This is a genomic window from Candidatus Pelagibacter sp. Uisw_101, from assembly GCF_047727615.1.
Classification (GTDB): Bacteria; Pseudomonadota; Alphaproteobacteria; order Pelagibacterales; family Pelagibacteraceae; genus Pelagibacter.
In genome coordinates, this window is sequence record NZ_CP159821.1 from 204,748 (window position 1) to 225,452 (window position 20,705).

The 20,705-nt window shown below is 30.5% G+C and carries 24 protein-coding genes; 13 read left to right on the top strand and 11 right to left on the bottom strand.

Annotation, left to right across the window (positions count from 1 at the left end; all coding sequences use genetic code 11):
- Position 1 precedes the first annotated feature (1 nt).
- Both nadA and ABXT48_RS01080 read right to left on the bottom strand, forming a co-directional pair.
- Complete coding sequence (gene nadA / locus ABXT48_RS01075; RefSeq protein WP_415286657.1) at positions 2-991, bottom strand: quinolinate synthase NadA; 990 nt, start codon at positions 989-991, stop codon at positions 2-4.
- A gap of 50 nt (positions 992-1,041) precedes the next feature.
- Complete coding sequence (locus ABXT48_RS01080; RefSeq protein ID WP_415286658.1) at positions 1,042-1,923, bottom strand: YgfZ/GcvT domain-containing protein; 882 nt, start codon at positions 1,921-1,923, stop codon at positions 1,042-1,044.
- A gap of 49 nt (positions 1,924-1,972) precedes the next feature.
- Between ABXT48_RS01080 and ABXT48_RS01085 the strand changes: the two genes are divergently transcribed.
- Positions 1,973-3,277 carry a dihydroorotase gene (locus ABXT48_RS01085; RefSeq protein WP_415286659.1) on the top strand — a complete coding sequence of 435 codons (1,305 nt, stop codon included), beginning with the start codon at positions 1,973-1,975 and terminating at the stop codon, positions 3,275-3,277.
- Here the strand turns inward: ABXT48_RS01085 and ABXT48_RS01090 are convergent.
- Together ABXT48_RS01090 and ABXT48_RS01095 are read right to left on the bottom strand one after the other, a co-directional pair.
- Positions 3,274-3,606 (bottom strand): DMT family transporter, encoded by a 333-nt coding sequence (locus ABXT48_RS01090; RefSeq protein WP_415286660.1) that lies wholly within the window; start codon positions 3,604-3,606, stop codon positions 3,274-3,276. The two genes, ABXT48_RS01085 and ABXT48_RS01090, sit on opposite strands and share 4 nt — an antisense overlap.
- Entirely contained in the window at positions 3,606-5,501 is a 1,896-nt protein-coding gene (locus tag ABXT48_RS01095) for a propionyl-CoA synthetase (protein WP_415286661.1), read from the bottom strand. Before ABXT48_RS01095 ends, ABXT48_RS01090 begins: the two co-directional genes overlap by 1 nt.
- A gap of 215 nt (positions 5,502-5,716) precedes the next feature.
- Between ABXT48_RS01095 and ABXT48_RS01100 the strand changes: the two genes are divergently transcribed.
- The 5 genes from ABXT48_RS01100 to ABXT48_RS01120 all read left to right on the top strand — a co-directional run bounded on the left by ABXT48_RS01100 (position 5,717) and on the right by ABXT48_RS01120 (position 9,311).
- Entirely contained in the window at positions 5,717-6,487 is a 771-nt protein-coding gene (locus ABXT48_RS01100; protein ID WP_271492687.1) for a bacteriorhodopsin-like, read from the top strand.
- Positions 6,488-6,568: 81 nt separating this feature from the next.
- The gene (locus ABXT48_RS01105) at positions 6,569-6,889 is read left to right on the top strand and encodes a 2Fe-2S iron-sulfur cluster-binding protein (protein ID WP_415286662.1); all 321 of its coding nucleotides are present in this window, start codon (positions 6,569-6,571) and stop codon (positions 6,887-6,889) included.
- Entirely contained in the window at positions 6,890-7,906 is a 1,017-nt protein-coding gene (locus tag ABXT48_RS01110; RefSeq protein WP_415286663.1) for an NAD(P)/FAD-dependent oxidoreductase, read from the top strand.
- Positions 7,903-8,529: a glutathione S-transferase family protein gene (locus tag ABXT48_RS01115; protein ID WP_415286664.1), complete on the top strand. Its 627-nt coding sequence runs from the start codon at positions 7,903-7,905 to the stop codon at positions 8,527-8,529. Before ABXT48_RS01110 ends, ABXT48_RS01115 begins: the two co-directional genes overlap by 4 nt.
- Positions 8,530-8,537: 8 nt before the next feature.
- A complete protein-coding gene (locus tag ABXT48_RS01120; protein WP_415286665.1) occupies positions 8,538-9,311 on the top strand; it encodes an MOSC domain-containing protein in 774 nt (257 codons plus the stop codon).
- A 54-nt stretch (positions 9,312-9,365) separates the two neighbouring features.
- Here ABXT48_RS01120 and ABXT48_RS01125 read toward each other — a convergent pair whose 3' ends face one another.
- Positions 9,366-9,908: a TraR/DksA family transcriptional regulator gene (locus ABXT48_RS01125; protein WP_415286666.1), complete on the bottom strand. Its 543-nt coding sequence runs from the start codon at positions 9,906-9,908 to the stop codon at positions 9,366-9,368.
- 78 nt (positions 9,909-9,986) lie between these two features.
- Here ABXT48_RS01125 and ABXT48_RS01130 point away from each other — a divergent pair, with 78 nt between their 5' ends.
- A complete protein-coding gene (locus ABXT48_RS01130) occupies positions 9,987-11,309 on the top strand; it encodes a glycosyltransferase family 39 protein (protein ID WP_415303032.1) in 1,323 nt (440 codons plus the stop codon).
- Entirely contained in the window at positions 11,306-12,175 is an 870-nt protein-coding gene (locus tag ABXT48_RS01135; RefSeq protein ID WP_415303034.1) for a glycosyltransferase family 2 protein, read from the top strand. Before ABXT48_RS01130 ends, ABXT48_RS01135 begins: the two co-directional genes overlap by 4 nt.
- On the opposite strand, the gene ABXT48_RS01140 is transcribed toward ABXT48_RS01135, so the two are convergent.
- Positions 12,172-13,452: a Y-family DNA polymerase gene (locus ABXT48_RS01140; RefSeq protein WP_415303036.1), complete on the bottom strand. Its 1,281-nt coding sequence runs from the start codon at positions 13,450-13,452 to the stop codon at positions 12,172-12,174. The genes ABXT48_RS01135 and ABXT48_RS01140 overlap by 4 nt on opposite strands.
- A complete protein-coding gene (locus ABXT48_RS01145; protein ID WP_415286670.1) occupies positions 13,430-13,825 on the bottom strand; it encodes a LexA family protein in 396 nt (131 codons plus the stop codon). Before ABXT48_RS01145 ends, ABXT48_RS01140 begins: the two co-directional genes overlap by 23 nt.
- A 165-nt stretch (positions 13,826-13,990) precedes the next feature.
- On the opposite strand from ABXT48_RS01145, the gene ABXT48_RS01150 reads away from it, so the two are divergent.
- The 5 genes from ABXT48_RS01150 to recA all read left to right on the top strand — a co-directional run bounded on the left by ABXT48_RS01150 (position 13,991) and on the right by recA (position 18,405).
- Positions 13,991-14,560, top strand: a complete 570-nt coding sequence (locus ABXT48_RS01150) for an SOUL family heme-binding protein (RefSeq protein ID WP_415303037.1) — start codon at positions 13,991-13,993, stop codon at positions 14,558-14,560.
- Positions 14,561-14,923, top strand: a complete 363-nt coding sequence (locus ABXT48_RS01155; RefSeq protein WP_415303039.1) for a GFA family protein — start codon at positions 14,561-14,563, stop codon at positions 14,921-14,923.
- Positions 14,924-14,929: 6 nt separating this feature from the next.
- Positions 14,930-15,856 carry a uridine kinase gene (locus ABXT48_RS01160; protein ID WP_415303041.1) on the top strand — a complete coding sequence of 309 codons (927 nt, stop codon included), beginning with the start codon at positions 14,930-14,932 and terminating at the stop codon, positions 15,854-15,856.
- Positions 15,856-17,151, top strand: coding sequence for a TolC family protein (locus ABXT48_RS01165; RefSeq protein ID WP_415286674.1), 1,296 nt, complete (start codon positions 15,856-15,858; stop codon positions 17,149-17,151). The genes ABXT48_RS01160 and ABXT48_RS01165 overlap by 1 nt, the downstream gene beginning before the upstream one ends.
- A 102-nt stretch (positions 17,152-17,253) precedes the next feature.
- Positions 17,254-18,405, top strand: a complete 1,152-nt coding sequence (gene recA / locus ABXT48_RS01170) for a recombinase RecA (RefSeq protein ID WP_415278547.1) — start codon at positions 17,254-17,256, stop codon at positions 18,403-18,405.
- A gap of 184 nt (positions 18,406-18,589) precedes the next feature.
- Here the strand turns inward: recA and ABXT48_RS01175 are convergent, their stop codons facing one another.
- From ABXT48_RS01175 to ABXT48_RS01190, 4 genes are all read right to left on the bottom strand, one after another.
- Positions 18,590-19,120: a type IV pilin protein gene (locus ABXT48_RS01175; RefSeq protein WP_415303043.1), complete on the bottom strand. Its 531-nt coding sequence runs from the start codon at positions 19,118-19,120 to the stop codon at positions 18,590-18,592.
- Positions 19,120-19,578, bottom strand: coding sequence for a pilin (locus tag ABXT48_RS01180; RefSeq protein WP_415303045.1), 459 nt, complete (start codon positions 19,576-19,578; stop codon positions 19,120-19,122). The genes ABXT48_RS01175 and ABXT48_RS01180 overlap by 1 nt, the downstream gene beginning before the upstream one ends.
- The gene (locus ABXT48_RS01185) at positions 19,575-20,093 is read right to left on the bottom strand and encodes a DUF4184 family protein (protein WP_415303047.1); all 519 of its coding nucleotides are present in this window, start codon (positions 20,091-20,093) and stop codon (positions 19,575-19,577) included. Before ABXT48_RS01185 ends, ABXT48_RS01180 begins: the two co-directional genes overlap by 4 nt.
- Positions 20,094-20,203: 110 nt before the next feature.
- Positions 20,204-20,704 carry a type IV pilin protein gene (locus ABXT48_RS01190; RefSeq protein ID WP_415303049.1) on the bottom strand — a complete coding sequence of 167 codons (501 nt, stop codon included), beginning with the start codon at positions 20,702-20,704 and terminating at the stop codon, positions 20,204-20,206.
- Position 20,705 lies beyond the last annotated feature (1 nt).

Below are 20,705 nucleotides of genomic sequence, written 5' to 3' on the forward strand. Positions count from 1 at the left end.
ATTATCTGCCGATCGCAACCATTCTTTCAACAGGAATTCTTGCTTTTTCTATTGTCTCTTTATCCATTATGATTTCACCAGTTTCATTTTCTAGGCAATCTAAAATTTTTGGTAATGTAATTTTTTTCATATGAGGACAAAGATTACATGGTCTAATAAATTCTACATTTGGGTTTTCTACTTGAATATTATCACTCATTGAACATTCAGTAACCATCATAACTTTTTTAGGTTGATTGTCCTTAACATATTTAATCATCCCACCAGTTGATCCAGCAAAGTCACTTGCTTTAATTACGTCAGGTGGACATTCTGGATGAGCTATTATTTTAATACCAGGATTTTTTGCTCTAATATCATGTATTTCTTTCTCAGTGAACTGGTCATGAACCATACAAATACCTTTCCAAGCGATAATTTCAACTTCAGTTTGGGAAGCAACATATTTTGCCAAGTATTCATCAGGTAAAAAAATAACTTTTTTAACACCAAGAGATTCTACAATTTTAACTGCATTTGCAGATGTGCAACAAATATCTGTTTCTGCTTTCACATCTGCGGAAGTATTCACATATGAGACAACAGGCACACCTGGATATTTTTTCTTTAACAACCTCACATCTTTACCTGTGATTGACGATGATAAAGAGCAACCAGCAGTCATATCTGGAAGTAAAACTTTTTTTTCAGGACTCATCAACTTAGATGTTTCGGCCATGAAGTGAACTCCTGCCATTACAATAATATCAGCCTCAGTTTTTGAAGCCTCAATTGCAAGCGCTAACGAGTCTGCTGCAACATCTGCAATACCGTGATAAATTTCTGGAGTTTGATAATTATGAGCAAGTATAATTGCATTTTTTTCTTTTTTTAATTGATTAATTCTATGAATATAAGGAGCATGAACTGACCACTCAATCTCAGGCATAACCTTTGAGATTTTTTGATAAATAGGATCAGTTGCTATTCTTACTTCTGGTGTAAATTCCATGTCAAAACTTATCAATTAGGTTAATACTTGTCATTCCTTATTATGCCACACTACCGTATCCAATTTGGCATTTTTATTCTCAAAATTGAATTTTCACTTTTTAATTCACTGTCTTTTTTAAAGTTTTCATCTAGATATTTGATTAATGCAAAGGGATATTCATCATTAATCAATACTTTACCTATTTCAATATCATTAGCATAAATTGAAGCACCCTCAGTTAATTTTCCACTAATTAATTGTATGGCTAACAATCTTTTAGAAAGTTTATTCTTTAGTTTTATTCTTGCTGTATTTTCTTGACCAACATAACAACCCTTTTTAAAATCTATTCCATTTAGCTCCTCAAAATTACATTCAATTCCAAATAATTTATTTTGTAATTTATTCATTTCTTTTTGAGCAATTCCTAGTTCATGACTTAATTCGTAATATTCAGTAATTGGGGAGTCTTTTAGCTCTAATTTTTTTAAAGATAGGTAAAGCTTTTCTAAATTAATAATAAGCCTTGCACCCAGATCTTTATTTCTTGGGTCTAATAAAATAGGGTCCTCTCTATATTTTATTGTGTTTCCAGGTTGATCCTTGGCACCTTCAAATTTTAAAAACTTTTCATGACTAAATGCTGCAATTACAAATTCATTGCTTAAATTCATAATTTCAACTTTAGCTCTAAGCTTGTAGATGCTCAGTTGCTTAAAGAGAGCCTCTGTTTGAGATTTTTCACAATCTATGAAATAACCAGATTTATGTTTTACAACAATAAAAGCAAATAGAAATTTTCCTTGTGGAGTTAGTAGTGATGCAAAACAACTATTGTCTTCATTGACCTTATTAATGTCATTACTAATCATATTTTGTAAAAATTCATTAGCATCTGCTCCATTTACGTAGAGAATTCCTCTATCTTCTAAAATATATACTTTTTGCATATTCATAATTGATTGATACCTGAATATGATATAATTACTTTTTTCATAAATGTTAGATCTAATAATTAAAAATGGCTCATGCTACATAGATAAAGATCTTAAAGGTCAAGATATAGGAATTAAAGACGGTAAAATTATAAAAATTGGCAAAATTGACAGTGAAGCGAAAGAGACTTTTAATGTTAAAGGGTTAACAGTTTTACCAGGGTGCATTGATACACAAACTCATTTTAGAGAGCCTGGGTCAACAGATACAGAAGATTTACACTCAGGAAGTAGGGCTGCAATAGTAGGTGGCATAACAAGTGTGTTTGAGATGCCAAACACTAATCCACCAACATCCACCAAGGTAGAATTTCAAAAAAAATTAGATTTAGCTAAAAATAGAATGTATTGCAATTATGCATTTTATTTTGGAGCAACAGCTGATAACGCAAGTGAGTTAGCAGATTTGGTAAATTTAGAAGGTTGTTGTGGAATTAAACTGTTTGCTGGATCGTCAACTGGAAACCTTTTAGTTGCTGAGGAAGAGGATATTGAAAAAGTATTTAAAAGCAGCTCAAAAGTTGTTGCCGTACATTCCGAAGATGAAGCAATTTTAAATATTAATAAAAAATTGATTAAAGAAGGAGATGTTCATTCACACCCAATTTGGAGAAGCGCTGAATGTGCAATCTCGTCTACTAGAAGAATAGTTAGAATTGCTGAGCGATATAAGAAAAAAGCCCATATTCTTCATATTACCACGAAAGAAGAGATTGATTTTCTATCACAACACAAAGGTAACATAACATTTGAGATTACCCCTCAACATTTAACAATCTACGCTCCAGACTGTTATGATAAACTTGGAACTTATGCTCAAATGAATCCACCCTTAAGAGACAAATCTCATTATGATAGATTGTGGTATGGAGTAAAAAATAATCTTAATGATACAATTGGTTCTGATCACGCTCCACACTTAAGAGAGAATAAAGAAAAAAATTATCCAAATTCACCATCTGGCATGCCAGGTGTTCAGACACTTTTACCAGTTATGTTAAATCATGTTAATGATGGAAAGTTAACTTTAGAGCAATTAATGAATTCTATATGTGAAAATCCAGTAAAAATTTTTGGGATACAAGATAAAGGTTTTATTAAAGAGGGTTTTGATGCTGATTTCACAATCGTAGATATGAATAAAAAAATTATAATTAAAAACGAAAATATTGAAAGTAAATGTGGTTGGTCACCTTTTGATGGATATGAATTTAAAGGCACACCAGTATCAACAATCATTAATGGTCAAATTAAAATGAGGGATGGTAAAATTTTAGGTGATCCTGAGGGTAAGCCTTTAAAATTTTAAATAGTTTTTACTGAAAAGCTATTTACAAGCACAACTCCAAAAACAATAAAAAATAATCCTAATACAGCTTGCCAAGACAATGATTGTTTAAAGAAGATATATCCTAATATTGCAACGGTAAATACTCCAAGACCACTCCATGTTGCATAAACAATTGCGATTGGAATTTTATCAACAACAAAAGTTATAAGATAGAAAGACAGCAAATAAAAAACTACGAGAGTGGTGGTTGGGATAATTTTTGTAAAATTTTGTGAAACGGGTAACAACATTGTTCCACCTACTTCAAAAAAAATTGCAACCATTAAAATTAGATATGTTTTAATCACTACTTAAGAATATTATTTTTAATTAAGTCTTCTTTTATCTCAGTTAGGATAGCAGGATCATCAATAGTTGCTGGCACCTTATACTCTTCATTATCAGCAATTTTTCTAATAGTTCCTCTTAATATTTTGCCAGATCTTGTTTTTGGTAGTCTCTTAATGACAATTACAGTTTTAAATGCTGCTACTGGCCCAATAGTATCTCTAACCATTTTTATACATTCTTTTGAAATGGTTTCGTTGTCTTTTTTAACACCTGTTTTAAGAACGACTAGACCAATTGGTAATTGTCCTTTTAATTTATCAGCAATTCCTAATACTGCACATTCTGCTACTGACTGATGTTCTGATAAAACTTCTTCAATTGCACCTGTCGATAATCTGTGACCCGCAACATTAATAATGTCATCTGTTCTAGACATAATCCAAATATATCCATCTTCATCTATATGGCCTGCATCATAAGTTTCATAGTAACCTTCATAGTTCGTCATATAATTATCTTTGTATCTTTTATCTGCATTCCATAAGGTTGGAAAAGTTCCAGGAGGTAAAGGTAATTTCACAACTATATCTCCCATCTCATTTGGTTTCGCTAAAGTTTGATCTGACTTCATGATTTGAACATCATACCCAGGCACTGCCTTACAGGCTGAACCATATTTTGTTTTCATCATTTCAATTCCTGTACAATTAGAGCTAATTGCCCAACTTGTTTCAGTTTGCCACCAATGGTCAATTACTGGAACTTTTAATAAATTTTCTGCCCATTTAATGGTATCTGGGTCAGCTCTTTCACCAGCTAAAAACAATGACTCAAATTTACTTAAATCATATTTAGAAAAAAACTTACCCTCAGGATCTTCTTTTTTAATAGCTCTAAAAGCAGTTGGAGCTGTAAAAAGTGATTTTACTTTATAGTCTGAAATTATTTTCCAAAAAGCACCGGCATCAGGAGTGCCAACGGGCTTACCTTCAAATAATACTGTAGTGCAACCTTTAAATAAAGGGGCATAAACAATATAAGAGTGCCCAACAATCCACCCAATATCACTTGCAGACCACCAGACATCATCAGCATCAATATTATAGATATTTTTCATAGTCCATTTAAGAGCAACTATGTGACCACCAATATCTCTAACTATTCCTTTTGGTACACCTGTAGTTCCTGAGGTATATAAAATATAAGCTAAATCATTTGAATTCATTTCAACACAATCTACTTCTTTCGCATTTGAAAGTGCTTCACCCCAACTGATTTCATTTGGAGCATTAAGTTCAACTGTATGATCTATTCTTTGAAATAAGATCATTTTATCAATTTTATGAGAAGCCATCTTAATTGCTGCATCAACCAATGGTTTGTACTCAACAGTTTTTCCAGGCTCAAAACCACATGAAGCTGTAACTATTACTTTTGCTTTACTGTCATCAATTCTGCTAGCAAGTTCATTAGAGGCAAAACCTCCAAACACCACAGAGTGGATTGCTCCAATTCTTCCACATGCTAACATTGCTATAACTGCCTCTGGAATCATAGGCATGTAGATTATAACTCTATCACCTTTGTCGACTCCTTGATTTTTTAGCGCTCCTGCAAATTTTGAAACTTTTTCCCTTAATTCTTTATAGGTAAACTGCTTTTTGTTGCCAGTTATTGGGCTATCATAGATTAAAGCTAGCTTGTCACCTCTGCCTTGATCGATATGAATATCTAAAGCATTATAACAAGTGTTGGTAACACCATCCTCAAACCATTTATAAAAAGGTGGATTGGATTTATTTAAAATTTTAGTAGGTTTTTTAAACCAAAAAATATCATTAGAGACTTCTTGCCAAAAATCTTCAGGGTTTTTTAGAGAATTTTGGTAAATATCGTTAAATTTTTTTGACATATGATTTGATTCTATTTTGTTAGTTTTTTAAGCTTATTAAATTAAAAATTGTATTAAAATTTAAAAAGTAAGTAAAATCAATACAAATTAGATGTAATTAAGCCTTCTAAAAACTAAATAACTTTGATAGTTAACCTTCAACATGACTTAAGCGTTTGTTTAAGTCTAGTTTATATAAACTAAAAGTTAAAAACTAACAAATGAGGGAGTTTTTTATGAAAAAACTAAAATTGTTTGCCCTTACAGCTGTAGCCCTAATGGGTGCTTCAGGTGTAGCAAACGCAGAAACAGCCATGTTGGCTTCTGACGACTTCGTTGGGATTTCATTCTGGCTAGTAACAATGGTGATGTTAGCGTCTACTGCTTTCTTTTTCTTAGAAGCGGGAAATGTTGCAGCAGGTTGGAGAACATCAATAATTGTAGCTGGTCTAGTAACTGGTATTGCCTTTATACATTACATGTATATGAGAGATGTATGGGTTACAACTGGTGAGTCACCAACTGTTTACAGATATATTGATTGGTTAATCACTGTACCACTACTGATGATAGAATTTTACCTAATTCTAGCAGCTGTAGGAAAAGCAAATTCTGGAATATTCTGGAGATTGTTAATTGGAACAGTTGTGATGCTTGTAGGTGGATACTTAGGAGAAGCAGGATACATTAACGCTACACTTGGTTTTGTAATCGGTATGGCTGGATGGTTCTACATTCTTTATGAAGTATTCTCTGGTGAAGCAGGAAAAGCTGCAGCAAAAAGTGGAAACAAAGCTCTTGTTACTGCATTTGGTGCAATGAGAATGATCGTTACAGTTGGTTGGGCAATTTACCCATTAGGTTACGTATTTGGTTACCTAACAGGTGGTGTAGATGCTGACTCACTAAACGTGATTTACAACATAGCTGACTTGCTAAACAAAACTGCATTTGGTCTAATCATTTGGGCTGCAGCAATGCAATCAGGTGGTAGAAAAGCTAAGTAATTAGTAAACCTAAATAATTTAAAAAGGGCGAGTACATTTTGTGTACTTGCCCTTTTTTTTTATGTAATTATATATAGTTCAATGCCTAAAATTACCTACATTGAAAATAATGGAAAGTCTCATACTATAGAAGTTTCTAGTGGGTTAAGTGTAATGGAGGGTGCAGTTCAAAACGATATTCCTGGAATTGATGCCGATTGTGGTGGTGGAATGGCTTGCGCTACTTGCCATGTTTATGTCAAAGAAGAATGGTTTGATAAGCTACCAAAAAAAGAAGATGGAGAAGAAGACATGCTAGATATGGCATTTGAACCTAATAAATTTAGTAGATTGAGTTGCCAAGTATTAGTTTCAGATGAATTAGATGGGTTAACAGTTAGCATTCCATCAAAACAAGGTTAAATGATTAAAACAGATACTTTAATAATAGGTGCAGGGCCAGTTGGATTGTTTTGTATTCATCAATTAGGAATAATTGGATTAAAATGTGAAGTAGTAGATAATTTAGATAAAATTGGAGGTCAGTGCATTGAACTTTATCCAGACAAACCTATTTATGATATTCCTGCAGTGCCCGAATGCACAGGTGAAGAGTTAACAAATAGTCTCATTGAACAAATAAAAGCATTTAAAACAAATTTTCATTTAAATGAGCGAGTAGAAGAAATCAAAAAAATTGAAAAAAAATGGTTAATAAAGACAAATAAAGGAACTGAATTTGAAGCATCAAGTATAATTATTGCAGCTGGTGTAGGCTCTTTTGAGCCTAGAAAATTCCCAACAAAAGAAATTGAAAAGTATGAAGGAAAACAAATACTTTATTCAATTAAAGATAAAACAATTTTTAAAGATAAAACGGTTACCATTTTTGGTGGAGGAGACTCCGCATTAGATTGGGCGATAGAGCTCTCAAATACATCTAAAGTTATATTGGTTCACAGAAGAGATGAATTTAGAGGAATGCAAGCAAGTATTGATAAAGTTAACCAATTAAAAGATGAAGGTAAGATAGAAGTTCATACTAAATACCAATTAGGTTCAGTTAGTGGTAATGAAAAAGTTGAAAGTATTATTATTAAACATGATGATGAGAGTATAAGAGAAATTAAAACTGATTATGTTTTGGGCTTTTTTGGATTAATAATGCAACTAGGACCAATTGCTGAATGGGGATTAAATTTAGATAAGAAAACAATACCTGTTAATACAGAAAATTTTGAAACCAATAAAGAAGGTATTTTTGCAATTGGTGATATTTGCTCTTATCCTGGCAAACTTAAACTGATACTTTCTGGTTTTCATGAGGGAGCATTAGCTGCTAGAGGTTGTTTTAAATACGCTAAACCAGATGAAAAATATAGATTTGAGTTTACCACTTCCTCTAAGACAGTAAAAAGCAGACTAGGTGTTAAAGAGTGATAGAACTATTTACAGCAGATACTCCAAATGGAAAAAAAATTACAATAATGTTAGAAGAAATAGGTTGTGATTTTAAAGTTACTAAAATTGACCTTTCAAAAGATGAACAATTTAAAAAAGATTTTAAAAAAATAAGCCCATTTGGAAAGATACCAGTAATTACAGACCATGAAAATGGACAGTCATTATTCGAGTCTGGTGCAATACTTATATATTTAGCTGAAAAATATAATAAATTTTATGAAGCAAAAGATCGACATACCGTAAACCAATGGTTGATGGCGCAGATGGGAATTATAGGACCAATGATTGGACAACATCATCAGTTTCATCATTACAATGCTGGAAAAAGTGAATTTGGAGAAGAAAGATATTTTAAAATTACAAAAAGAATTTATAGCGAATTAGATGAGAGGTTATCTTCATCAAAATACTTAGCTGGAAATGAATACACGATTGCAGATATTGCAACTTGGCCCTGGATTGCAAGACATGAATGGCATGATATTGGTCTTAAGAATTACAGTAACTTAACTAGATGGTATTTAGATATTGCAAAAAGAGAAGCTGTTATTAGAGGGTATGATTTATTAAAAAACAAATCTGAGATTCCTCAACCCTAATAGGTTTTATGAGTGTTTTGATTTCATCAATATACTTTAGTCCTGTAAAATCTTTATCTTTTACAAATATCAAATCATGTATCATTAAAAAAGATTTAGGAATTGTAAATGATAGAAGTTTTGCATTTTCTAGAATTATTGACTTAAAAAAAGCTCTTATATTTGAAAAAAACCCAAGTGAAAGAAAGCTTAATAATTTTTTAACATTAAAAAATTCTCCAGTTTTAAATAGATATAATTTTGAATACAAAAATCTTAGATTAATTTTAAAACTTGGTGATAAGGAGCTATTGTCAATAATAGCTGATGATCCAGAACAAAAATCTATACTTGTAAATAAAATACTAGAACTAGAAAATTCATTAACGAAACCAATTTTCTTATTGCAAAGTGATACGGCCCCTTTCTTTGATACCTCCCATTCAAATAAGGTCTTTAATTCCATATCCATTATAAATCTAAATAGCATTAAAGATTTCGAAAAAAAAATTAATCAAAAAATTGAATTACAGCGATTTAGGGGAAATTTTTATATTGAAGGGCTCGAAGCTTGGGAAGAGCGTAAATGGATCGGAAAGATTATAAAAATTAACAATATCTCTTTTAAGGTAGAGAAAAATATTCCACGCTGTACTGCAATTAATTTAAAACCTGAAACAGATATAAGTGATACGAATTTACTGAGGTCATTAAAAAAAAGCTACGATCATTTTGATATGGGTGTTTACTTAAGATCGGTAGATGAAGGTAAAATAGAAGTTGGAAATATACTAGAGTGTTAATAATAAAGAGGTTTTAAGTATTAATTTTGAAGTTTTATAAAAAAATTTTAAGCTTTAGTCGTCTGCATATACTTTTTCGTCCTTTTCATGTTTTTCTTGTGCTGCAATACATAGATGTGCGACCGGTCTTGCCATTAATCTTTTTAATCCAATTGGCTCAGCAGTTTCAGCACAAAATCCAAAAATTTTATCTTTTATTCTTATCAAGGCTTGGTCAATTTTAGAAATTAATTTGATTTGTCTATTAATTGCTTTCATTTCTACATTTTTATCTGTGTAAGAACTTGCTTGATCGACAATATCTGCTGAAACACTATTGTCATCCATTGACCCATGGTAAAGAGCTTCATTATTTGCTTTTACCAATTCTTTTTTCCACTCAGTAAGTTTTATCTTAAAAAAAGATAAGTGCTTATCACACATATATTTTTCAGTATCCTTTGGGATATATGTTTTTGAAATTTTAATTGGTGCCTTTACTTTGTTTTCAGTGGTACTAATCTTTTTTATTACTTTAGTAGGTTTTTTGATTGCAACAGCAACTTTTTTTGCTTTAGCAGTTGGTTTTTTAGTAGATGGTTTTGAGATTTTAGGCATATGTATAAATTTAGTGGGCGGATTATATTCAGCAATTAATACGTGTCAAGTAAGCTTAATTCATATAAAATCGATGAAATGTTAATCAATAAAAACAATATAAATAAATTGTTTTATAGTTTTCTTATAATTCATTTGATTCTATGGACATTGGTTCCAACATTAACAAATAATAATTTACCACTGGATACAATTGAAGCCTTGGCTTGGGGAAGTAATTTAGATTGGGGATTTAATAAACATCCACCAGCAAGTGCATTTTTTCCTGAAGTTATTTACCAACTTTTTGGATCGCAGGATTGGGCTTATTATTTATTAAGTCAATTGTTTGTAGTAACTGCATTTATTTTTGTTTTTAAATTTGCTGAAGAACTATTTAAAAATAAAACTTTAAGTTTAATATCGGTACTTCTTTTAGAGGGTATTTATTTCTATAATTTTACAACACCTGAGTTTAATGTGAATGTTTGCCAATTACCTTTTTGGTCGTTGTGCGTTTATTATTCTTGGAAACTATTTGATAAGCAAAAAATAACTTTTAAGGACTGTTTTTGGCTTGGAGCTTTTGCAGCGTTAGGTTTTTTATCAAAATATCTTTTTATTTATCTTTTAATATCAATAGACTTATTATTTTTTTATATAATTTTTATAAAGAAATATAAAAAATTTGATTTCAAATATCTAATATCTCTGGAGGTCTTTATTGTTTTGTTAGTTCCTCATTTAATTTGGTTAGCTAATAACGATTATATTACAATTACGTATGGGTTAGCCAGAACAGGTCTGGAGAATTCAAGTTTATTAGACCATATAGTTTACCCTTTAATATTTTTAGGAAAACAAATAGGAATATTAATTCCATTTTTTATAATGTCATTTTTTTTAATAAAAAAAATTAAGTTTAAGATAACTTTGAAAGATAAGAAATTATTATTCTTAATATTTATTAATCTAGTTCCAATTGGATTAATGTTTTTAACCTCAATATTGACGGGTTCTAAAATAAGAACAATGTGGATGACCCCATTTTATTTATTTTTTGGCGTATTAATTGTCTATATTTTTCAAGCACAAATAAACCTTAAAAAGCTAAATGGGTTCTTATCAGCGTTTATAATTTTTTTTATTTTTTCACCTTTTGTGTATGCCTATATTTCAATTACAGAAACAGATAAAAGAACAGATTATTTGGGCAAGGAAATAGCAATTAAAACTGAATACTTATGGAAGCAGAATCACACATTGCCAATAAACGTTGTCCTTGGCGACGAATGGTATGCTGGAAATTTATCATATCACCTCAATTCTAGGCCAGTTTGGGAAGGGTTGATTACAAAGGATAAACTTAATTCATTGTCGAAATTTATTTGTATTGATAATATTTGTGTAGGAAATAAATGAGTAAAATAAAAGTTTTAATCCCTATATATAATGATTGGAAGTCAGCTTTTAAACTTTTAGAAGATATAGACTTACATGTTAATGATTTAAACCATGAATTTTCAGTTATAATTATAAACGATTGTTCTACTGAAGAAAGACCTATTAATGATTTTAATTTCAACAATCTTAAGTCTATTAAAATAGTCAACATGAAAAAAAATAAGGGACATGCTAGATGTAATGCATCTGGGTTAAGATATATTGCTGAACACGAAGATTATGATTATATCATTCCAATGGATGGAGATGGTGAGGATAGAGTGGAAGAAATAACTCTACTTATTGATAGGATAAATGATTATCCTGATAAAGTCATTACAGCCAATAGAGTAAAAAGATCTGAAGGGTTTTTCTTTAAACTTTGTTACCTTTTACACAAATATTTAACTTTTGTTTTTACTGGACAGTCTATTAAGTTTGGTAATTTTATTTGTTTGCCTAAATTTGCAGTTAATAAGATAATAAAAGAAAAATCAGCATGGAGTAGTTTTTCAGGTGCTGTTGCTAAATTATTTAAAGATAGAAAGTCTATTCCATCAATAAGAGGTAAGAGATTTTTTGGGCCATCGAAAATGAGTTTTATTAATCTATTAAAACATTCACTATCAATCATAGCTGTTTTTAAAATGACATTATTAATTAGATCTATATTTTTTTTAATTGCTTACTTATTTCTAGTTGCTGGCAATCTATCATTGATTACATTATTGCCCGTTATAGGAGTTATTATTATGATGATTTCAGCAATTATACTTTCTCAGAGAGAAAATATTCTAGAATTTGAAAACTCTTTAGAAAACATTAGCAGTGTAGATCAGCTTTAAATAGCTTTTATTATTGGTAGTGAATGAAAGTCAGCCGTATCTATCTTTGAAGAGTGATCTCTCCTCATATTCCACTTCTTGTTAACTCCTGCACTAGCCAAGCTTAGTGTTGATCGGCCATATCTATAATTTGTACTATCAATAGCTCTCATTAAGACTTTAATTTTTTCATCTTTTTCAGTAGAAAATAGATTTTTACTGCCACTTGAACTAACCAAACCAGTCAATGTTATGCCTGCTTTTTGATACCTATATCCATTTATAAAGATTTTATTTAATGCAACTAAAGCAGTTTTAACTATTTCAATACTATTATTAGTAGCTATTGGAAAATCTATAGTTTTAGCATTTGAATAATATACACCTCTATTTTGAAAGGGGCTTGTTCTAACAGAAACAGTTATCGATTTTGCTATTAAAGATTCTGATCTAATTTTTTCAGAAGCATTTAAACAATAACTCGCAACTGCTTCTTGTAACTCTTGAAACTTTTCAACTCTTGTACCAAATGATCTTGACACTACACAACTTTTTCTTTTTGAAGTTTTAGTTTCTAGTGGGATGCAAGAAATCCCTCTAAGCTCTAACGCTGTCCTAGAACTTAAAACGTTTGAACTTTTTTTAATCCAAGTGTTTGACATATTTTTTAATTGTTTGGCGTTATAAATTCCATTTTGATGATAGAATTTAGTTAATTGTTTACCAACTCCCCACACATCGTTGATATCTATCTTTTCTAGTAATGGATCAATATTTTCAATTCCTATTAAGTTTGTTACACCAGATTGTTTTTTTTTTGCTATATGATTTGCAATCTTGCTTAAGGTTTTTGTTTTAGCAATGCCAATGCTAGTTGGTATTCCTGTCCACTGTAAAACAATACTTCTAATCTCTTTTCCTATATCTTCTACTTTATCATCTGGATAATTACTTAAATCTAAAAAAGCCTCATCTACTGAATATATTTCTAGCTCAGGATTAAATCTTTTTAAAGTTCTCATCACTCTTCTAGATAAATCTCCATACAAAGAGTAATTTGAAGAAAAAACATAAACATTATTTCTAAGTATTATATCTTTAGCTTTAAAGTAAGGCTCACCCATCTTGATACCAAGAGACTTTGCTTCATTTGATCTTGCAATAATACAGCCATCATTATTAGACAAAACAACGACAGGTTTATTTCTAATTTTAGGATTAAATAATCTTTCACAAGAAACATAAAAAGAATTGCAATCAACAAGTGCTATTTTTTTAGTACGTTGAATGGATGACATAAGTCACAACTCCCCAAATAAATACTTCCATCTCATCACCAATAATTATTTTATCCTGAATATTTTTTGAACCTGATGTTAGAAATTGACCATCTTTTGATTTGACAAAACTTTTAACAACTAATTCATCATGAACATTTGCAACAACTGTTGAAAAATTTTTAGGTTTTAAACTTCTATCAACAACTAATAGGTCACCATCATAAATACCAACATCGGTCATCGATTTTCCTTGAACTCTGATAATGAAAGTTGCTGGAACATTTTTGATCAGATGAATGTTAAGATCCACATCTTCTTCGATGTAATCTGTTGCAGGAGAAGGAAAACCTGCGCCTGCTTTATGTAAATAAAAGGGAATAGTTAATTTCATGTTCTTGTTTTGTTCTGATTTATAGACCAGTTATACAATGCACGCAAGAAGTTGTATTTTGAGTCTGTAACTGAATCAAAGGTGAATCAAAACGTGAACATTGAAACTACATTTTGTGCTCTTGTGGATAACTTCAACCAGAGATAGTTTAAGCCTCATATTAAAATGAAAAAAATTCTATCAATTGTGTTTCTTGGCTTGATTATAACTTCTACCAGTATGGCTTATGAAGAAGCAAATTATGAAGTGGTAAAAAAAAATAGTATTTATGAAATCAGAAAATACTCTGATCGTTTAGTTATTGAAACATCAATGTCAAATGAAGGTAGCAGTTTTAGAAAATTATTTAACTACATATCGGGCAACAATGATAAAAATGAAGAAATTAAAATGACAACACCAGTTACCCAAATGGAAAAAAAAGGAAATATGACCATGCAATTTTATTTACCTTCAAGATTTAACAAAGAAAACATACCGAGCCCATCCAATCCAGATGTTAAAATATTAAATATTAAAGGTGGTTATTATGCGGCTATTATATATTCAGGAAGAACATCTGATAAAAATTTCACTAAACATAAAAGTATTTTAGAAAATGAATTAAAAAAGGATAATATATTAATTTTGAGTCCACCTATTAAAGCAACATATGATGGACCTTTTACACTACCTATGAATAGAAGAAATGAAACAATGTTTGAAATTAATATAAAAAATAAAGGAGAAATATAGATGAAAAAACTAAAATGCCATTGTGGAGAAGTAGAAGCGGAAATAAATGTACCTGATAACTTGGAAAAAGTTTTAAAATGTAATTGTTCTATTTGTAAGAGAAAAGGAGCAATTATGTCTATGGTTAAGAATGAAGATTTTAAAATTATTAAAGGTGAGGATAAATTAAAACTTTATCAATTTCATTCAAAAATTGCAAAACACTATTTTTGTTCTAACTGTGGAATTTACACGCATCACAATCCAAGAGCCAATCCAGCTATGACAGGATTTAATCTTGGATGTATAGATGAAATAAATACTTTTAATTTAAAAGATGTTGCTGTTAATGATGGTCAAAACCATCCTCTTGATAAAAAATAATTTTTTATGCAAGAAATTAATGATTGTTTTAAAAAAGTAAAAAAAGATTGTTTTAAGTTTATCTCTTCTCAAGAAACCAAGAAAGACAAATTTAAAAACAAAGATAAGATGATTAAATCTTTTTTAATACCTGTTAGTTTTTGGATAGTAAAAAAGATTAATAAAAAAAAACCATTAATAATTGGTTTAGCAGGAGGACAGGGGTCAGGTAAAACAACTGTTTCATCAATTTTAGCTTTAATTTTAAAAAAATATTTTAAGTTAAATGTTTTTAAAGTTTCTATTGATGATTTTTATAAAACAAGAAAAGATAGAAAGTCATTATCTAAAAATAAACACTCTTTATTAATGACGAGAGGAGTGCCTGGAACTCACGATATAGATTTAATGTTAAATTTTTTTAAACAAATTAAAAATAAAAACTTTAAAAGTTTACAAATTCCAACATTTAATAAAGCAATAGATGATAGGTGCCAAAAGAGTTTATGGTATAAAATCAAAACAAAGCCTGATGTAGTAATTTTTGAAGGCTGGTGTGTTGGAGCAAAACCTCAGTTAAACAGTCAGCTTAAAAAGCCAATTAATTCCCTTGAAAAAGTTTATGATCAAGAAGCTAAATGGAGAACCTATGTTAACAATCAATTAAAAACTAAATACAAAACCTTATTCAAGCAATTAGATGGATTGTTATATTTAAAGGCTAAAAACTTTAGCTTATTAAGAGAATGGAGATTAAAACAGGAGAGAAAGCTCTGGGTTCAAACAAAAAACAAGAAAAACCTAAAGATTATGAGCAGCGGAGATGTGATAAACTTTATGCAGACTTATCAAAGAATAACTCAACAAATGTTTAAAGATGCGATAAAAAGCTCATCAGTTATAATGAATTTAAATAGCAATCATCAGATCGAAAAGATAAAATTTAAAAAATAATGAAAAAAATAATTTTAATACTATTCTCAGTTTTGTTCTTAAATCAACAGGTATTAGCAGTAACTTTATTTGAAGCACTTACAGAAGCTTATAAAAATAATACTGACTTAAATGCCGAGAGAGAAAATATCAATATTTCTGAAGAAGATTTAAGAATTTCAAAAGGTAACTACTTACCTACTGTCACAATTTCTGGAAGCAAAAGTCAAGAAGATACAAGTAAATTGACCAATAGATCAGGTGTTGAGCAGTCAGTTAATGATGTTGATCCTTCTACTCAATCTATAAAAATTGAACAAACATTGATAGACTTTGGTAGAAATGCTGATGTTCAAAAAAATCAAATTGGAATTAGGCTTGCAGTAATAAAACTATTAAAAAAAGAACAAGAAGTTTTATTAAAAGCGATTGAAGCGTATTCAGGATTAGTATTAGCTAATAAAAAATTAAAGATTAATCAAAGTAATCTTAGTTTGTTAGAGCGACAAGTTGAAACTAATAAAGCCAGGCTTGAAAGAGGTCAAATTACTTTATCTGATTTAGCTCAATCTGAGTCTTCATTAGCTGGAGCCCAAGCAAATTTTATTCAATCTAAAAATGAAATCATATCTAGTAAGTTAAATTATGAAAATGTCATTGGACCAATTGTAAATATAAATAGCTTAAATAATAATTTTGATATTAAGCTTATGCTTCCAAATAATTTGAGTGATGCAATAGATAAATCAAAAAAATACAATCCAGAATTAATTATTGCAAAATTAGAATATGAACAATCAGAAAAAGATGTGCTTATTTCACGATCTGATTTATCACCTTCTGCAAAATTTTCTTATGAAAATTCTAAATCTCAAGATTTGAGCTCATCATATGACGAGCGTGATAAAAATATTTTAAAAGCAACCGTTACTTGGCCAATATATTCAGGTGGGAAAAATAGAGCTTCATTAAACAAAAGTCGAAATTTACAAAATAGAAAAAAACTATTATTAAGTAGTGCTACAAAAGCTAATAACAGTAATGTAGCAATCTCATGGTCCACACTTCAGTCTTCAAAAAGTTTATTAAATTCAGTTAACTCTCAAGTTAAAGCAGCTGAGATTGCAAATGAAGGAATAACAGTTGAGTATGAAACTGGTCTTGGAAGATCTACACTTGATGTTATTCAATCAAACTCAATTTTATTAAGCTCAAAGATAAGTTTAGCAGATTCTGAAAGAAATTATTTACTTTCACAATTTAAACTTCTTCAAGCTATTGGTTTGTTGAATAGTAATTACTTAAAAATACAGTAATTAAGCCATTTTATTATAAAAAAATAACTATTGAAAAAAAGAACAAAATGTGTACATTTAATACTCGATTCGAACACTAATTATTTAATAAAAAGGCATAAAATGACTAAAAACAACCTAAAAGTAGTTAAATCTACAAAAGCACAACAAGCAGAAGGCAACGAAAAAAGCAAAGCTTTAGACGCGGCAATGGCCCAAATTATCGATAATTTTGGAAAAGGATCAGTAATGAAACTTGGCCAAAGAAGAGCAATGGACATCGAGTCAGTTTCAACTGGATCATTAAGCTTAGATGTAGCGCTTGGTATAGGTGGCTTACCAAAAGGAAGAGTTATTGAAGTCTATGGACCAGAATCATCTGGTAAAACAACCTTAGCATTACAGGTACTAGCAGAGGCTCAAAAAGCTGGTGGAACATGTGCGTTTATAGATGCAGAACATGCTTTAGATCCAATTTATGCAAAAAAACTTGGTGTAGACACTGAAGAATTGTTAATTTCACAACCTGATACTGGTGAGCAAGCTCTAGAAATAGCGGATACTCTAGTTAAATCAGGATCAATTTCTGTTATCGTGATTGACTCTGTTGCAGCACTAACACCTAGAGCTGAAATTGAAGGAGAAATGGGAGACCACCACGTAGGACTTCAATCAAGATTAATGAGTCAAGCTTTAAGAAAGTTAACAGGCTCAATCTCAAGCACAAATACAATGATGATTTTTATTAACCAAATTAGAATGAAAATTGGAGTTATGTTTGGAAGTCCAGAAACTACATCTGGTGGAAATGCACTTAAATTCTATTCATCTGTTAGATTAGATATCAGAAGAATCGGTGCCATTAAAAATGGAGATGAAATTATTGGTAACTCAACAAGAGTTAAAGTGGTTAAAAATAAAGTAGCACCACCATTTAAAGTTGTTGAATTTGACCTAATGTATGGCAAAGGTATTAGTAAAGTAGGTGAATTAGTTGACCTTGGTGCAAAAGCTGACATTGTTGAAAAAGCTGGAGCTTGGTATGCTTATAAAGGTGAAAAAATTGGACAAGGAAGAGAAAATGCTAAAACTTATTTAGAGCAAAATCCTAAAATTGCAGCAGAAATTGAAATGGCAATCAGGGAAAAAGCTGGAGTGATAGCAAAAAAAATTGAAGGTAATCCTCTTGATCCAGAAAAAGCAGCAAAAGATCAAATAGAGGATCCTAAAGTGGAAATAAAAGAAGAAGTAACACCTCCATCTAAAAAGAATTAGTTAAAGTCATCTTTAATTATTAAAAGGCGCTTAATTTAAGCGCCTTTTTTCCCTTACTATGTTTAGGAATACCAACGCTTATTCAATAACACTCGTCCTCAAATCTTGCTTTATCTCTTTTGGTTCGAGTTTGATCCGAGTTGTCCCACATAATCCTATAGGGTGAAGGCTTTACAGTTTACTTTCATTGCCATTGGGTTTGATAGGATAGAACGTTCGTACTATTGCTACAAGGGCTATCTACGCAAGTACAGACATCAATTTTTTTTGTTGATGTTGTGTAGTGAACAAATGCGTATCCTATATATTTTTCTTGAGTACAAGCCCAGCTATCACCAGATGTTGCAACATAATTTTGGCCCCAAGGTTCTTTTGTGTGATTATTTTTCCATTCAATAGAATTGTTTAAATCGTTTGTGAAATATTCTCTGAAAAAAAGATATGTATTAACATCATACCAACATCCTTTTTCATATTTAGTTTTATCACCTTGTTTCAACATCAATTTAACTTTTCCATTTGAGCTAATATCGCATTCTTGAATTAACAGATTAAGTTTTTTTACCACAGTATTGTGATTAGATTTTGAAACTGCTACCTTTGCACTGTTAGTATACCCATTATAAGCAACCACTCCTACTGCAGCAAGAATACCAATAATAGCTACAACGACTAAAAGTTCTATTAGGGTGAAAGCTTTTGCTCTAGACTGCATTATTCTACCATAATAAGATTAACTAATTGATTTTTTACATCAGTGCATGGTAACTTTACACAGCTGGATACCATTACTTGTTTTGATATACTTGTGAATTGAACAAAGATATAACCAGGATTAGAATTACTTTTATAACTACCCGATGTTGTATGTGCATCGAATTTAGAATTATATAAATTCTTTGTTCCCTTAAAACTTTTAACAGTTGAATTGTATATTGTTGCAGAAACATTGTTGCAATCTAAGTTACCATTCATTGCAGTCGAGCTTCCTAAAGTGCATTTCATGGATTCATTTATTATATATTTTACAGTTTGAACGTGCATTTGTTTAACAGCATTAACCTTAGCAGCACCTGTATACCCATTATAAGCAACTACTCCTACAGCAGCTAGAATACCGATGATCGCTACAACGACTAGGAGTTCTATTAGGGTGAAGGCTTTATGGTTCATATGAATTTTCTCACTAAATAAATTATCAATCCAAAAATAAAAGAGCCAAGACATATATACTGAAGGTTTTCGATAGTAATTATTCCTAATATATTATTTATATTTGTAAAAGGTGATAGAGGGGCAATATCTGCATGCATAACACTGTCTAGTATTAAATGAGTATATGCACCAGTGAATGCTCCAATTAAAGATGAACTAGTATTAATTTTTACACCTGTATTAAGCCATCGTAAATTCTTTAATGATGTTTCATTTTGCAAGTTATTGTTCCAAATTCTTAAACCCAATTCACAAACTGGCTTACATAAGGTTGCACAGATAATTGCTATCAAAGATGCGCCAAGTATAGTGTGGAAGAATTTATGAGAAAATTCCCCTGTAGTAATTAGATAATATAGTACTTCTGTATCAATTAAAATATTAGTCAAAGTAAAAACTGACCAGCTAAAATATCTTGGAAACATAGACTTAACTGATGCACCTGCAACAATATGAAAAGGTGTTAATGGCATTAGATAATGTTACCACAAAATTCTACGACGTAATACCGACGTAATTTCAATCAAACTTCTACTATTTGCTATTGATTGTAGCCAGAGTATGATCAAGATTGCAGACTATCTTATTGATAATTTAACGTTGTTGTTAAAAGATTACTACTGTCGTTACATGGAGTTGCATAACATGATCTCAATATAACGGGATAAGAACTATGGTTAATATAAATATAACCAATCATATTATCTGGTATGGAAGAACCTTTATAAATATCATTTCGAACTGCTAACTGTCTATCTCTGTTCCAAATACCATTATCTATTGGATTTAAAAATCTAAGACTTGGATCCGAAGTCATTCCACCTAATATTCTCCAAGAGTCATGGATAGCATTACAACTAACTTTATAAGATCCTGAGTTTATAAAAATATTATCTTCACCAATTTGACACTTCATAAGTTCAGCAGAAGCATACTTTGCTGTCATTTTAAAATTAGATTTAATAGCATTTTTTTTAGCAGCACTCGTATACCCATTATAAGCAACCACTCCTACTGCAGCTAAAATACCGATGATAGCTACTACGACTAAAAGTTCTATTAGGGTGAAGGCTTTTTGTTTCATA